The organism is Plantibacter elymi (nom. nud.), from assembly GCF_900177795.1.
GTDB lineage: Bacteria > Actinomycetota > Actinomycetes > Actinomycetales > Microbacteriaceae > Plantibacter > Plantibacter elymi.
The window spans coordinates 21,355-35,936 of the sequence record NZ_FXWJ01000002.1 but is presented as its reverse complement, the minus strand read 5'-3'; the positions used below and the strand labels follow the sequence as shown (position 1 = coordinate 35,936).

Annotated in this window: 14 protein-coding genes; 7 read left to right on the top strand and 7 right to left on the bottom strand. The window is 68.5% G+C overall.

Features of this window, described 5'->3' with window-relative positions:
• The first annotated feature begins 17 nt into the window (after positions 1-17).
• Positions 18-1,847 (top strand): AMP-dependent synthetase/ligase, encoded by a 1,830-nt coding sequence (locus CCK91_RS05105; RefSeq protein ID WP_086473207.1) that lies wholly within the window; start codon positions 18-20, stop codon positions 1,845-1,847.
• Positions 1,848-1,901: 54 nt separating this feature from the next.
• Here CCK91_RS05105 and CCK91_RS05100 read toward each other — a convergent pair whose 3' ends face one another.
• Positions 1,902-2,393 carry a peptide deformylase gene (locus tag CCK91_RS05100; protein WP_064297012.1) on the bottom strand — a complete coding sequence of 164 codons (492 nt, stop codon included), beginning with the start codon at positions 2,391-2,393 and terminating at the stop codon, positions 1,902-1,904.
• Between the two features lie 89 nt (positions 2,394-2,482).
• On the bottom strand, positions 2,483-5,890 hold the full coding sequence (locus CCK91_RS05095) for a pyruvate carboxylase (protein WP_086473206.1): 3,408 nt from the start codon (positions 5,888-5,890) through the stop codon (positions 2,483-2,485).
• Positions 5,891-5,963: 73 nt separating this feature from the next.
• Between CCK91_RS05095 and CCK91_RS05090 the strand changes: the two genes are divergently transcribed.
• Positions 5,964-6,830, top strand: a complete 867-nt coding sequence (locus tag CCK91_RS05090) for a ParA family protein (protein WP_079002579.1) — start codon at positions 5,964-5,966, stop codon at positions 6,828-6,830.
• Between the two features lie 256 nt (positions 6,831-7,086).
• Here the strand turns inward: CCK91_RS05090 and CCK91_RS05085 are convergent, their stop codons facing one another.
• The 4 genes from CCK91_RS05085 to CCK91_RS05070 all read right to left on the bottom strand — a co-directional run bounded on the left by CCK91_RS05085 (position 7,087) and on the right by CCK91_RS05070 (position 9,754).
• A complete protein-coding gene (locus tag CCK91_RS05085) occupies positions 7,087-7,635 on the bottom strand; it encodes a MerR family transcriptional regulator (RefSeq protein ID WP_064297014.1) in 549 nt (182 codons plus the stop codon).
• Between the two features lie 202 nt (positions 7,636-7,837).
• Positions 7,838-8,542, bottom strand: a complete 705-nt coding sequence (gene ftsR, locus CCK91_RS05080; protein ID WP_064297015.1) for a transcriptional regulator FtsR — start codon at positions 8,540-8,542, stop codon at positions 7,838-7,840.
• The gene (locus CCK91_RS05075; RefSeq protein ID WP_086473205.1) at positions 8,542-9,063 is read right to left on the bottom strand and encodes an FHA domain-containing protein; all 522 of its coding nucleotides are present in this window, start codon (positions 9,061-9,063) and stop codon (positions 8,542-8,544) included. Before CCK91_RS05075 ends, ftsR begins: the two co-directional genes overlap by 1 nt.
• On the bottom strand, positions 9,056-9,754 hold the full coding sequence (locus CCK91_RS05070; RefSeq protein ID WP_086473204.1) for a CDP-alcohol phosphatidyltransferase family protein: 699 nt from the start codon (positions 9,752-9,754) through the stop codon (positions 9,056-9,058). Before CCK91_RS05070 ends, CCK91_RS05075 begins: the two co-directional genes overlap by 8 nt.
• 38 nt (positions 9,755-9,792) lie before the next feature.
• Between CCK91_RS05070 and CCK91_RS05065 the strand changes: the two genes are divergently transcribed.
• The 3 genes from CCK91_RS05065 (at position 9,793) to CCK91_RS05055 (ending at position 11,575) form a co-directional block, all read left to right on the top strand.
• On the top strand, positions 9,793-10,164 hold the full coding sequence (locus CCK91_RS05065) for an RNA-binding S4 domain-containing protein (protein ID WP_086473203.1): 372 nt from the start codon (positions 9,793-9,795) through the stop codon (positions 10,162-10,164).
• Positions 10,165-10,261: 97 nt separating this feature from the next.
• Complete coding sequence (locus CCK91_RS05060; protein ID WP_086473202.1) at positions 10,262-10,717, top strand: VanZ family protein; 456 nt, start codon at positions 10,262-10,264, stop codon at positions 10,715-10,717.
• 111 nt (positions 10,718-10,828) lie between these two features.
• Positions 10,829-11,575, top strand: a complete 747-nt coding sequence (locus CCK91_RS05055) for a GTP pyrophosphokinase (RefSeq protein ID WP_082916274.1) — start codon at positions 10,829-10,831, stop codon at positions 11,573-11,575.
• Here the strand turns inward: CCK91_RS05055 and CCK91_RS05050 are convergent.
• Positions 11,572-12,036, bottom strand: coding sequence for a GNAT family N-acetyltransferase (locus tag CCK91_RS05050; protein ID WP_086473201.1), 465 nt, complete (start codon positions 12,034-12,036; stop codon positions 11,572-11,574). The genes CCK91_RS05055 and CCK91_RS05050 overlap by 4 nt on opposite strands.
• 150 nt (positions 12,037-12,186) lie before the next feature.
• Between CCK91_RS05050 and CCK91_RS19795 the strand changes: the two genes are divergently transcribed.
• On the top strand, positions 12,187-12,951 hold the full coding sequence (locus CCK91_RS19795) for a DUF1684 domain-containing protein (protein WP_207568191.1): 765 nt from the start codon (positions 12,187-12,189) through the stop codon (positions 12,949-12,951).
• A gap of 103 nt (positions 12,952-13,054) precedes the next feature.
• Entirely contained in the window at positions 13,055-14,548 is a 1,494-nt protein-coding gene (locus CCK91_RS05045) for an ABC transporter substrate-binding protein (RefSeq protein ID WP_242664393.1), read from the top strand.
• The last annotated feature ends 34 nt before the right edge of the window (positions 14,549-14,582 follow it).

Genomic DNA, 14,582 nt, shown 5'->3' with positions numbered 1-14,582 from the left:
GTACCGAAGGAGTTGCCGTGGAACAGTTCGACGTCCCTGCAGTCGTCGCAGCAGACCCATCCGCCAATGCGACCGATCTGCTCGTGAAGCGCCTGGCTGCTGCGCCCGACGCCGCGCTGTTCGCCGTTCCCCGCGGGTCCGAGTGGGTGGACGTGACCACGGCAGAATTCCACGCGCAGGTCGTCGCCCTGGCGAAGGGGCTCGTCGCCGCCGGGATCGAACCCGGCGACAAGATCGGGCTCATGTGCAAGACCCGGTACGAGTGGACCCTCATCGACTTCGCCGTCTGGTTCGCCGGAGCACTCCTCGTCCCGATCTACGAGACCAGCTCGCCGAGCCAGGTGCAGTGGATCCTCAGCGACTCGGGAGCGACGAGTGTCCTGGTCGAGACACCCGACCAGTTCGCCCGCTTCGACGAGGTGCACGGCGACCTCCCCGAGGTGGCACGGGTCTGGCAGATCGACCTCGGCGACCTCGACAAGATCGCGGCCGCCGGCGTCGACGTCCCCGACGAGGAGATCGAACGCCGCCGCAACCTCGCGGTGGGTTCCGACATGGCGACCCTCATCTACACCTCCGGCTCGACCGGTCGGCCGAAGGGCTGCGTCCTCACCCACTCGAACTTCGTCGAGCTGTCGCGGAACTCGGCCGTCGCGCTCAAGGACGTCGTGTCCGCTCCCGGTGCCTCCACCCTCCTCTTCATCACGACGGCGCACATCTTCGCGCGCTTCATCGCCGTGCTGTGCGTGCACTCCGGCGTGAAGACGGGCCACCAGCCCGACACGAAGCAGCTGCTCCCCTCGCTCGGCACCTTCCAGCCGACGTTCCTCCTCGCGGTCCCCCGGGTGTTCGAGAAGGTCTACAACTCCTCCGAGCAGAAGGCGGAGGCCGGCGGCAAGGGCAAGATCTTCCGTGCAGCCGCCGAGACCGGGATCGCCTACTCGAAGGCCCTCGAGAGCGGTTCCGTACCGTTCGGCCTGAAGGTGAAGTTCCGGGTGCTCGACCGCCTCGTGCTGTCGAAGATCCGCACGGCCATGGGCGGCCGGGTGCGGTACGCGGTCTCCGGCAGCGCACCACTCGGTCCGCGACTCGGTCACTTCTTCCACGCGCTCGGCATCGTGATCCTCGAAGGCTACGGCCTCACCGAGACCACCGCGCCCGCGACGGTGAACCTCGCCCAGAAGTCGAAGATCGGGACGGTCGGACCGGCGCTCCCCGGCGTCTCCCTCCGGATCGCCGACGACGGCGAGGTCGAGGTGCGCGGGATCAACGTCTTCAAGGAGTACTGGCAGAACCCCGAGGCGACGGCGGAGGCCTTCGACGACGGCTGGTTCCGCACCGGCGACATCGGGTCCTTCGACGCCGACGGCTTCCTCACGATCACCGGGCGGAAGAAGGAGATCATCGTCACCGCCGGCGGGAAGAACGTCGCCCCGGCGGCGCTCGAGGACCCGATCCGCGCGACCCCGGTCGTCGGACAGGTCGTCGTCGTCGGCGATCAGAAGCCGTTCATCAGCGCCCTCATCACGCTCGACACCGAGATGCTGCCGTCTTGGCTCGCCAACAACGGCCAGGACGCGTCGATGAGCGCCGCCGAGGCTGCTCGGAACCCCGCGGTGCTCGCCGCCGTCCAGCGCGCCATCGACGAGGCCAACACCAAGGTGTCCCGTGCGGAGTCGATCCGCAAGTTCGTCATCCTCGACGACGAGCTCACGGAGGCGAGCGGTCACCTGACGCCGAAGCTCAGCATCAAGCGGAACGTGATCCTCAAGGACTTCGCGGAGACGATCGAGGGCATGTACCTCGGAGCGGGCTCGCCCGAGACCCAGGGGATGTCCCTGAAGTAGCGCCTCGACGGGCTCGGTGGACGATCGACGACCGCCGAGCCCGTCGACCGGCGTCTAGAACCAGTCGCTCTCGCGGACCTGCTTCATCGCCTCGCGGCGGTGCTCCTTCGACAGCCGGTCGAGATAGAGCATGCCGTCGAGGTGGTCGGTCTCGTGCTGCAGCGCCTGGGCGAGGAGTCCTTCACCCTCGACGACGAGCTCCTGCCCGTCGAGGTCGATGCCGACGGCACGCGCGTACGGATGGCGCGGCGTCGGGAACCAGAGCCCGGGCACAGACAGGCAGCCCTCGCCGATCTCCTCGAGTTCACCGCGCACCTCGACGAGCTTCGGGTTGATGAGGTACCCGATGACGCCATCGACGTTGTAGCTGAACACGCGGAGTCCGACACCGATCTGCGTCGCGGCGACGCCGGCACGACCGGGGAGCTCCACGCTGTCCACGAGATCGCGGACGAGGCTGCGGATGTCGTCGTCGATCGTGACGACCTCGGCCGTCGGAGCCTTCAGGACCGGGTCGCCGAAGTGTCTGATGGGTCGTGTCGTCACGGGTTGGATCCTTCCGGGCGGGACAGGTGTGGTGGACGCGGAGACCGGCCGCGTCGCCTCGAGGAGGGACGCGGCCGGTCTCGGGAGGGTCAGGCGCTCGGCTTCACGACGACGAGCAGATCGCCCGCCTCGACCTGCTGGGTCGCGGGGATGGCGAGGCGCTCGACGACGCCGGCGACGGCGGTCGTGATCGCCGCCTCCATCTTCATGGCCTCGATCGAGGCGACCGGCTGGCCGGCCTCGACGCGGTCGCCGACGGCGACCTTGACGGTCACGACGCCGGAGAACGGCGCGGCCACCTGACCGGGGACGGAGGTGTCGGCCTTCTCGGCCGCGCGGGAGTCGACCTCGATGCTGCGGTCGCGGACGAACACGGGACGCAGCTGACCGTTGAGGGTCGCCATGACGGTGCGCATGCCCTTCTCGTCGGCCGCACCGATCGCTTCGAGCCCGACGAACAGCCGGACGCCCTTGTCGATCTCGACGACGTGCTCCATGCCCGGCTCGAGGCCGTACAGGTAGTCGGCGGTGTCGACGACGGAGAGGTCGCCGTACAGGTCGCGCTGCTGCTCGAACTGCTTGGTCGGCGCCGGGAACAACAGCCGGTTGAGGGTCGAGCGGCGCTCGGCGGACTCGCCGTCGAGCGAGGCCTGGTCCTCAGCGGAGATCGGCGTGATGCCGATGTCGACCGAACGACCGGCGAGGACCTTCGAGCGGAACGGCTCAGGCCATCCGCCCGGGAGCTCCCCGAGTTCGCCTGCCATGAACCCCACGACGGAGTCCGGGACGTCGTACTTGTCGGGGTTGGCCTCGAAGTCCGCCGGATCCGCCTTGACGGCGGCGAGGTGGAGCGCGAGGTCACCGACGACCTTGCTCGACGGGGTCACCTTGGGCACCCGACCGAGGATCTTGTTGGAGGCCGCGTACATGTCCTCGATGAGCTCGAAGTGGTCTGCGAGCCCCAGGGCGATCGCCTGCTGGCGGAGGTTCGACAGCTGACCGCCCGGGATCTCGTGCGTGTACACGCGACCGGTCGGGCCCGCGAGTCCTGACTCGAACGGCCGGTACATCGCGCGGACGGCCTCCCAGTAGGGCTCGAGATCGGCGATCCCCTGCAGGGAGATGCCGGTATCGCGCTCCGTGTGGGCCAGCGCGGCGACCAGCGAGGACGCGGAGGGCTGGCTCGTCGTGCCGGCCATCGGCGCGCTCGCGACGTCGACGGCGTCGGCGCCCGCGTTGCTCGCCGCGAGGAGGGTCGCCAGCTGTCCACCGGGGGTGTCGTGCGTGTGCACGTGGACCGGCAGGTCGAACCGCTCGCGGAACGCCGCGACGAGCTTGGCCGCCGCGGACGGACGGAGGAGCCCCGCCATGTCCTTGATGGCGAGCACGTGGGCACCGGACTCGACGATCTTCTCGGCGAGACGGAGGTAGTAGTCGAGGGTGTAGAGGTCCTCGGCCGGGTTCAGCAGGTCGCCGGTGTAGCAGACGGCGACCTCGGCGACGGTCGTCCCCGTCTCCAGGACCGCATCGATGGCGGGGCGCATCTGCGACACGTCGTTCAGGGCGTCGAAGATCCGGAAGATGTCGATCCCGGTGTCGGCGGCCTCCCGCACGAAGGCGTTCGTCACCTCCGTGGGATAGGGCGTGTAGCCGACGGTGTTCCGGCCGCGCAGCAGCATCTGGATCGCGATGTTCGGCATCGCCTGACGCAGCGACGCCAGCCGCTCCCACGGCTCCTCACCGAGGAAGCGGAGGGCCACGTCGTATGTCGCGCCACCCCAGGCCTCGACGGACAGCAGTTCGGGGGTGAGCCGGGAGACGAACGGTGCGACCGCGAGCAGGTCCTTCGTCCGGACGCGCGTGGCCAGGAGCGACTGGTGGGCATCGCGGAACGTGGTCTCGGTCACGGCGAGGGCGGTCTGGGCACGGAGGGCGTCGGCGAAGCCCTTCGGGCCGAGCTCGAGCAGTCGCTGACGCGAGCCGGCCGCGGCGTCGGTCGTGATGTCGATCGCGGGCAGCTTGTCGACCGGGTCCGCGCCGGACGGACGCGACCCGTTGGGCTGATTGACCGTGACGTCGGCGAGCCAGTTGACGATCTTCGTCCCGCGGTCCTTCGAGACGTGCCCGCGGAGGAGCTGCGGACGCTCGTCGATGAAGGAGGTGCTGAGGTCGCCGGCCACGAACGAGGCGTCCTCGAGGACCGCCTGCAGGAAGGGGATGTTCGTGGAGACGCCGCGGATGCGGAACTCGGCGAGGGCGCGCTTGGCGCGCGTGACGGCCGCCTCGAACGTGCGCCCGCGGCAGGTGAGCTTCGCGAGCATCGAGTCGAAGTGGGGGCTGATCTGTGCGCCGGAGGCGACCGTACCGCCGTCGAGCCGGATGCCGCCGCCGCCCGGAGAGCGGTAGGTCGTGATCTTCCCGGTGTCGGGACGGAAGCCCGCCGTGGGGTCCTCGGTCGTGATGCGGCACTGGAGTGCGAAGCCGCGGAGGTGCAGGGACTCCTGCGTGAGGCCGAGGTCGCCGAGCGACTCGCCGGCGGCGATGCGCATCTGCGACTGGACGAGGTCGACGTCGGTGACCTCCTCGGTCACGGTGTGCTCGACCTGGATGCGCGGGTTCATCTCGATGAACACGTGCTGGCCGGCCCGCTCCCCCGCGGTGTCGAGGAGGAACTCGACCGTCCCGGCGTTGACGTAGCCGATCGACTTGGCGAACGCGATGGCATCGCGGTACATGGCCTGACGGGTGTCCTCGTCGAGGTTCGGGGCCGGCGCGATCTCGACGACCTTCTGGTGTCGGCGCTGCACCGAGCAGTCGCGCTCGAAGAGGTGGATGGTCTCGCCGTCGGCGCTCGCCAGGATCTGGACCTCGATGTGCCGGGGGCGGACGACGGCCTGCTCGAGGAACATCGTCGGGTCGCCGAAGGCGCTGTCCGCCTCGCGCATGGCGGCCTCGAGGGCGCCGCGGAGGTCCTCGGCGTTGTCGACGCGGCGCATGCCACGACCACCACCACCGGCGACCGCCTTCGCGAAGATCGGGAACCCGATGTCGGCGGCTCCCGCGAGGAGCTCGTCGATGTCGCGGCTGGCCGGCGTGGACTTCAGGACCGGGACCCCTGCCGCGATAGCGTGCTCCTTCGCGGTCACCTTGTTGCCGGCCATCTCCAGGACGGAGGACGGCGGACCGATGAAGGTGATGCCGGCTGCTCGGGCGGCCTCAGCCAGTTCCGGATTCTCGGAGAGGAAGCCGTACCCGGGGTAGATCGCGTCGGCGCCCGACTCCTTCGCGACGCGGATGATCTCCGAGACGTCGAGGTAGGCGCGCACCGGATGACCCTCCGTGCCGATCTGGTAAGCCTCATCGGCCTTCAGCCGATGCATCGAGTTGCGGTCCTCATAGGGGAACACCGCAACCGTCTTCGCCCCCAGCTCGTACGCGGCACGGAACGCCCGGATGGCGATCTCTCCGCGATTGGCGACAAGAATCTTCCTGAACATGGAACCCTTCCCACAACAGCCAACTCAGCAAACGTTGAGATTCCCTAGCCTAGTCACGGTAACGTTGAGCCTTGTGCATGTACTCAGCGTTAGCTCCCTGAAGGGGGGCGTCGGCAAGACCACCGTCACCCTTGGCCTGGCTTCCGCCGCGTTCTCGAAGGACATCCGCACGCTGGTCGTGGATCTCGACCCCCAATCCGACGTCTCGACCGGCATGGCCGTCGACGTCGCAGGGCACCTCACGGTGACGGATGTGCTGACCTCGCCGAAGAAGAAGATCGTCGAGCAGGCGATCGTGGCGAGTGGCTGGACGAAGATCCACCCGGGCAAGATGGACGTCATGATCGGCAGCCCGTCTGCGATCAACTTCGACGGCCCGCACCCCAGCATCCGCGACATCTGGCGCCTGGAAGAGGCACTCGCGCACGTCGAGGAGGAGTACGACCTCGTCCTCATCGACAGCGCCCCCTCGCTCAACGCACTCACCCGCACCGCCTGGGCGGCGAGCGACCGCGTCGCCGTCGTCACGGAGCCGGGCCTGTTCTCGGTCTCCGCGGCCGACCGCGCCCTCCGCGCCGTCGAGGAGATCCGTCGTGGGCTGAGCCCGCGGCTGCAGCCGCTCGGCATCATCGTCAACCGGGTGCGTCCGCAGTCGATGGAGCACCAGTTCCGCATCAAGGAACTGCGCGACATGTTCGGTCCCCTCATCCTCAACCCGCAGCTGTTGGAGCGCACATCCCTCCAGCAGGCGCAGGGTGCCGCCAAGCCCGTCCACGTCTGGCCGGGAGACACGGCGCAGGAGATGGCGAAGAACTTCGACTCCCTCCTCGACCGCGTGCTGCGCACAGGCCGCGTCGGCGAGTACGCCGACGGTGCTCCCCCGGAGCCGGCTGCCGTCACCAGCCCCGCTGCCGTCGAGGCGCCCTCCACCGACAGCTGAGGTCGCGGCCAGACCGTTCGGTCGCCTCACGGACCAAGCGCTCGCTCGGATCGCCCTTCGACAGGCTCAGGGACCGGGAGGGGCGCTCAGGGACCGGGAGGGGCGCTCAGGGACCGGCAGGAACGCTCAGGGACCGGCAGGAACGCTCAGCGACCGGGGACGCGTGCTCAGGGAAGGTGTGGCGCACGTCGGTGAGCCCTTCGACAGGCTCAGGGACCGGCCACTCAGGCGCGGGGACCGGCGCCTTCGGCTCGGGCTAGGCGCTACGAGCGGAGCGACGTGCTGCGAGCTCGTCCATGGGGTCGGCCGACTGTGCGTCGAACTCGATGAGCGTGGACTCCACCTCGCGCAGCACCTTGCCGACGGCGATGCCGAAGACGCCCTGTCCGCGGCTGACGAGGTCGATGACCTCGTCGTTCGAGGTGCAGAGGTAGACACTGGCGCCGTCGCTCATGAGTGTGGTCTGGGCGAGGTCGACGATGCCCGCTTCGCGGAGCTGGTCGACCGCCGTGCGGATCTGCTGCAGGGAGATGCCCGTGTCGAGCAGCCGTTTCACGAGCTTGAGGACGAGGATGTCGCGGAAGCCGTAGAGCCGCTGCGTTCCGGATCCGGATGCACCGCGCACGGTCGGCTCGACCAGACCGGTCCGGGCCCAGTAGTCGAGCTGGCGGTAGCTGATGCCGGCTGCACGGGCGGCGACCGCTCCGCGGTAGCCCTGGCCCTCTTCGAGTTCTGGAAGCCCGTCGGTGAACAGCAGCCCGAGGTCACCGTACCGTGACGCCCCGTCGCGACTGAGTTCACTCATGTCTGCTTCTCCTCGATGTTCGCTGCACGGTCGGTACGGTCTCGACGGGGGCGTCGAGCCGGCTTGACCACTCCCACCACGCTACCGATCCGCCCCGGTCAACGCTGCGACATCCGTTCGAAACGGACGGCGTGTCGTGACGAGTGATCGAACTGTGACCTGGCCGTGATGGATGAGGGCAGTCTACGCCCTGGGAGGTCGATCAGGAGGATTGGTGTCGCTCGAGTGCCGAGCGGACGAGGTTCGACCGCACACCCTCGAGCTGTGCGGCGATCTCCAGTGCCCGGTCGGCGGTACGTGCCCGGCCGGCGGCGTCGTTCCGCTTGGCGACGGCGCTCAACGCGCTCTCGATGAGCCCGACCTCGCGCTCGATCGAGGCACGGAACCCGCGGAGGTGCCGTGGTTCGATGCCGGAGCGCTGCAATTCCACCAGGATCCGCAGGAGGGACGCGACGTCCTCGCCGTAGTTCTCGGCGGGCAGGATCAGCGACGCGCTCACGGCGTCGTTGAAGAGCATCGGGGTGGCGCCGGCTTCACGGATCAATTCGTTCCGCGAGAACCTGCGGACCCCGGGATGGATCGACGGTGCGCCGACGGCTTGCCCACTGCCCGGGAACAGCGGTGACCGTCCCGCGTCGACCTCGACGAGGTAGGTGCGGATGACCTTCAGGGGGAAGTAGTGGTCGCGCTGCATCGACAGGATCAGCCGCAGGCGTTCGAGGTCCTCGCTCGAGAACTTCCGGTAGCCCGACTTCGTCCGTGCCGGGGACACCAGCCCCTGCTCCTCGAGGAACCGGAGCTTCGAATTGCTCAGCTCAGGGAACTCCGGCGTGAGGCGTGCGAGGACCTGCCCGATGCTCAGCAGCGGAGCGCCGTCGCTTCGCGCGTTCGCGCTGGCTGCCGCCACTAGCTTCCCAGCTGGGAGGCGAGGTCGATCCGCGACGCGTAGAAGGTGAGGCGGAACTTGCCGATCTGCACCTCGGCGGCGTCGCGCAGGATCGCCTTGTCGATGCGGACACCGTCGAAGTACGTGCCGTTCAGGGAGTTGAGATCGCGGATCTCGAACGCGGTCCCGTGACGGTGGAACTCGGTGTGGCGACGCGACACCGTGACGTCGTCGAGGAAGATGTCGGCCTCGGGGTGACGTCCGACGGTGGTGACATCGGCGTCGAGGAGGAACCGCGCACCGGCGTTCGGACCACGACGGACGATCAGCAGCGCGGAACCGGACGGCAGGGCCGCGATCGCCTCGTGCTCCTCAGCGGTGACGTCGGAGTCGATCGCCGCGAGGGCCGCTCCGAGGTCTTCACCGAAGGTGAGTGTCGTGTCGACTTCCCGATCGCCCGAGCCGCTCGTCGGGGCACCGTCATCGACGGCTCCCGGCGTGTACGCCCCGGTCGCGGGATACTTCTCATCGTGCTCAGCCACCGTCGACCTCCTCTCCGTCAAGCGTATCCGATGTGGCGTCGCTGTCGAGCCGCCCGGTCGAGGGTGATCCGCCGGATCCGGCCCGTTCCCGCTGCTTCGAACGGGCATCCCCCGAGATACGCACGGTCTGGAGCAGGTAGAGGATGCCGGCCCACCAGTAGAGGGTCGCTCCGGCGATCGCCGACACCCAACCGAGCGGCGTCGCGATCATCGCGACGGCGGGGAACGCCTGCCCGAGCATGAGGACCGGGAGCCCGATGAAGAGGAGCGCCGTGCCCCACTTCCCCACGCGGATGACCGGCAGCACGCCGGTGCCGGACCGGTGGAGGACGACGGCGAGCCCCACGAGCAGCAGGTCGCGGGCGAAGACGACGATGAGCAACCACCACGGGATGAGGCCGCGGGCCGCGAGACCGACCAACGCCGCGAGGATGTACAGGCGATCTGCGGCCGGATCGAGTTGACGACCGAGCTTCGTCATCTGGTCGAAGCGTCGCGCGATCCACCCGTCGAGGAGGTCGGTGACGCCGGAGAACGCGAGCGTCGCGAGAGCCAACAGGTCCTGCCCCTGCACGAGGAGGATCAGGAAGACCGGGACGAGGAGGATCCGGAAGACGCTGAGCGCATTGGGGACGGTGACGACGCGGTCTTCGCCGGTCCGTCGAACCCCTCGCCCCGCCCCGTCAGTCACGGGTCGAGTCTATCGATCGGCTGCTCTAGCATCGGAGGATGGACAGCCCGTCGAGTGTACGCGTCGACGCGTGGATCTGGGCGGTCCGGCTGACGAAGACCCGCTCGGCCGGCGCGACCGCCTGTCGAGCCGGCCATGTCCGGGTCAACGGCGACCGGGCGAAGCCGGCACAGGCCGTCAGGATCGGCGACGAGGTCCGGCTCCGCGTGGCGGGCTTCGACCGGGTCGTGGAGGTCCGGCGCCTCATCGCCAAACGGGTCGGCGCGGACGTCGCGGCGGAGTGCCTCATCGACCGCTCTCCCCCGCTGCCGACACCGGCGGAACGGCAGGTCGTCGCCGTCCGCGACCGGGGCGCCGGCCGTCCGACGAAGCGTGAACGACGCGACATCGAACGGTTGCGAGGGCGCTGACGCGCAGCTGACGACCCAGCCGACCTCATCGACGACGCATCGCCCTCGTCCAGGGAACACTCAAGCGCCGCCAAGGTGACTCGGGCATGCTGGGCCGATGTTCCGCCGCCATCCCGTGCTCAGCACCCTCACCGTGGTGTATCTCGCACTCGTGGCGGCCATCACCCTCGGCCCACGTCCCTTCGACGGCAGGACCGAGTCCCTCGTGTACCGACTCGTCGACATCCTCGCTCGATGGGAGTCGACGGCGTGGGTCACCTACGAGCGCCTCGAGTTCGGCGCGAACATCGCCATGTTCGTCCCGATCGGCGTCTTCTTCCTGCTCCTGCTCGGACGGCGGCGCTGGTGGCTCGCCATCCTCGTCGCAGCGGCACTCACGGTCGGCATCGAGGCAGCGCAACTCGCGATCCCCGGACGCGTGAGCGATCCCCGCGACCTCCTCGCGAACACGTCGGGTGCCGTCGCCGGGGTCGTCCTCGGCCTGATGCTGACGGCGGGGCGCGCCCGCCGTCTCCAGGCCTCGTCACGGCGCCGCGCGGCCCTGCAGCACTGAACCGCCCGGCACGGTCCTGATTCACAGGAGGCTGAGAGGCGTTCCAAGGCCGCTTCAGTAGAGTGCGAGCGGGCCGTCGGTCCGTCGGAGACAGAGCTGGAGTGCACGCCCATGACCGGACCAACGTCGTCGGACAACCTCGAGGAGCTGAAGCGCCTCAAGGACGAGTTCACGCGGTTCATGATGCTGTACAAGTTCGGCATCGACGAGATCACCACGAAGCTCAACATCCTCAAGGAGGAGTTCACGCAGATCCACGACTACAACCCGATCGAGCACATCAGCTCGCGGTTGAAGTCGCCGGAGAGCATCATCGGCAAGATCGAACGCAAGCAGTACGGGCAGGACATCGACGACATCCGCGAACACATCACGGACATCGCGGGCATCCGCGTCACCTGCAGCTTCATCTCCGACACGTACAAGGTGTTCGAACTCCTGACGAGCCAGCAGGACATCACCGTCGTGAAGGTCAAGGACTACATCGCGAACCCGAAGCCGAACGGGTACCAGAGCCTCCACGTGATCGTGGAGGTTCCGGTGTTCATGTCCGACGGCGTCGTGCAGGTACCCGTCGAGATCCAGTTCCGGACGATCGCGATGGACTTCTGGGCGAGCCTCGAACACAAGATCTACTACAAGTACGACAAGGCCGTGCCGGACAGCCTGCTCGCCGAGCTCAAGCACGCCGCCGAGGCTGCCTCGAGGCTCGACGCGAAGATGGAACACCTCCACGGTGAAGTCCTCGCGCTCGACCGGGCGACGACCTCGCGGACCACCGCCGACGGGCACCCGAAGCCTCCGTCACTCGCCGACCGGGTCATGACCGAGCTGATCGACGGGCTGGACCCGCGTTAGAGCGCCTTGCGCATCTGCACGGCCATCGTCTCGTAGCCGAGCGACTCGTACAGGCCGCGCGCGATCCGGTTGAATCCGAAGACGTTCAGCCCGAGCGTCTTCGCGCCCTGCTCCTTGGCCGCCGTCTCGGCGAGCTGCATGGCCTGCCGGCCGAGCCCACGCCCGCGGAACGACTCGTCGATCTCCACGTCCCAGACCCACCACTCGTCCGGGTGGCTCGTGCTCCGCGGTCCGATCCAGAGCACGCCGACCGCTGCCTCGTCGAGGACCACCTCGAAGACGAGGTGTCCGACCTGGAGCCGGCCTGCCGGGAACGTCTCGGCGAGGGACTGTGCCGCCTTCGCCGTCGCCTCTGCCTCGGTCTCCCCTGCCTCGATGCGTTCGAGGCGGTACTGCGCGTTCGCGGCGAGCATCCACCCCCGCAGTCGATCGGCGGGCATGCGGACGAGCGTGGCGTTCATGAGGACATCCTCCCAGACCGTCGCGACCCCGTCGCCCGCCGTCCCGCGCAGGGTCGTCGCCGGGCTCGGGAATAGTTCCCGCCCGAAACGAGCTGGACTCCGAAGGACACACGATTGGGACCCGCCCGTCGTCATCCGGAGAATCGAGACATGCCGATCCACACCGCCCCGCAGCCGAACGCGATCGCCGAGCACGACGCCTGGCGCGACGACCGTCGAGCCGCCGTGACCGCGCCGCTCGGCAACCTCGCCCTCGTCGAGACACGGTGGCTCGCGGACGAGACGCCCGCCACCGTCGACGAGGCCGCAGCCGCCATCACCGCCGAGCAGCCGAGCAGCGTCACGGTGACGACGCTCCGCCGCACCCACCTCGACACGGGCCAGGACGAGGTCGGCATCCGCCGATGGGACGCGAACGCGCCCGCGATCCGCGCATTCGACGGCATCGAGGTCTTCCCGTACGACCCCGCCTGGGTCCAGACGGCGCGGTTCACGCCGGTCGACGGTTCGCGGACCGTGCCCTTCGAGCACATCCGCGACAACGGCGGATCGCGAGAGCTCGTCGTCCCCGGCGACATCGTGTTCACGCGGGACGGCGTCGAGTACACGATGAGCGCCTTCGACGACGGCGGCACGCTCCTCCTCGTGTTCGGCGATGCGACGAACGGCCGCGATGACGAGTCGGGCAGCTACGGCGCCGGCCGGTTCCTGTTCGTGCAGCGGACCGACGACGGCGGCTTCGGCACGGCGGGCGAGGTCGTCCTCGACTTCAACCGCGCGTTCGTGCCGCCCTGCGGCTTCTCCGTCCAGTACAACTGTCCGATGCCGCCGCCGCAGAACCGGTTCGCCGGAGACGTCCTCGCCGGGGAACGGATCGTCCGGTTCCGTGAGGGCTTCGACCTCTACGCCGTCTGACCCCCAGCACCCACACCTGCACCTGCACCAGCACCAGCACCAGCACCAGCACCAGCACCAGCACCAGCACCAGCATCATCACCCCCACACCACAGGAGTATCCGTGAAGAGAACCATCGGGCTCGTCGCCCTGTCCGTCGCCGCCGCCGTGGCCCTCGCCGGCTGCGCCGGTGGTGGTGGCAGCGCGGCGACGGGCGACGACGCGACCATCGCCGTCGGCTCGCTCTATGAGCCGCAGAACCTCAGCAACACCGGTGGTGGAGGCCAGGGCGTCACGGAGGCCTTCACCGGCAACGTGTACGAAGGCCTGTACCGTCTCACGGACGACGGCGAGGTCGAGCCGGTGCTCGCCGCCGACAGCACGGTGAGCGACGACGGCCTGACGTACACCTTCACCCTCAAGGACGGCGTCACCTTCCACTCCGGCGACCCGCTCACCTCGGCGGACGTGAAGTCGAGCATCGAAGCCGTGACCGCCGAGGACTCGCAGTCCGCGCGGAAGAGCAGCTTCGCGGTGATCTCCGACATCGCGACCCCCGACGACAAGACCGTCGTCATCACCCTCTCCGAGCGCTCCATCTCCTTCATCTACAACCTGAGCTACGTCTGGATCGTCAACGACGCGGCGAAGGACCTCAAGACCACCGAGGACGGCACGGGTCCGTACACGCTCGGCGACTGGAAGCGCGGCAGCACCCTGAGCCTCGAGCGCTGGGACGACTACTGGGGTGAGCCCGCCAAGAACGCGGAGGTGGTCTTCACCTACTTCACCGACGCGACCGCGCTCAGCAATGCGCTCGTCACGAAGCAGATCGACATCATCACGAGCGTGCAGAGCCCCGACCAGCTGAGCCAGTTCACCGACAACGCGGACTACGTCGTCTCCGACGGCGACTCCACGACGAAAGAGGTGCTCGCCTTCAACGACCGGGTCGCCCCGTTCGACCAGGCGCTCGTCCGCAAGGCCGTGTACTCCGCGATCGACACCAAGAAGCTGCTCTCATCCATCTGGGGCGACTACGGCACGCTCATCGGGTCGATGGTCCCGCCGACGGACCCCTGGTACGAGGACCTCACGCAGGTGAACCCGTACGACCCCGAGCTCGCCAAGCAGCAGCTCGCCGAAGCGGGCTTCGCCGACGGCTTCACCTTCACCCTCGACACCCCGAGCTACGACCCGCACCCGGCCGTCGCCGAGTTCCTCCAGAGTGAACTCGCCAAGGTCGGCATCACGGTCGAGATCAACACGATCAGCGCGGACGAGTGGTACTCGAAGGTGTTCAAGGAACGCGACTTCCAGGCGACCCTCCAGGAGCACGTGAACGACCGCGACGTCGTCTGGTACGGCAACCCGGACTTCTACTGGGGCTACGACAACCCCGAGGTGACCCAGTGGGTGTCGGAGGCCGAGCAGGCGACGACCACCGACGAGCAGACGGCGAAGCTGAAGCTCGTGAACGAGCAGATCGCCGAGGACGCGGCGAGCGTGTGGCTCTACCTCTACCCGCAGATCGTCGTCGCCGCGAGCGACGTCTCGGGGTACGGGGTCAACGGCCTGAACTCGCAGTTCTTCGTGGCGGACATCGTCCGCAAGTAGTCGACGCCCGGGCCGACCGGCACCGCCCGCTCGG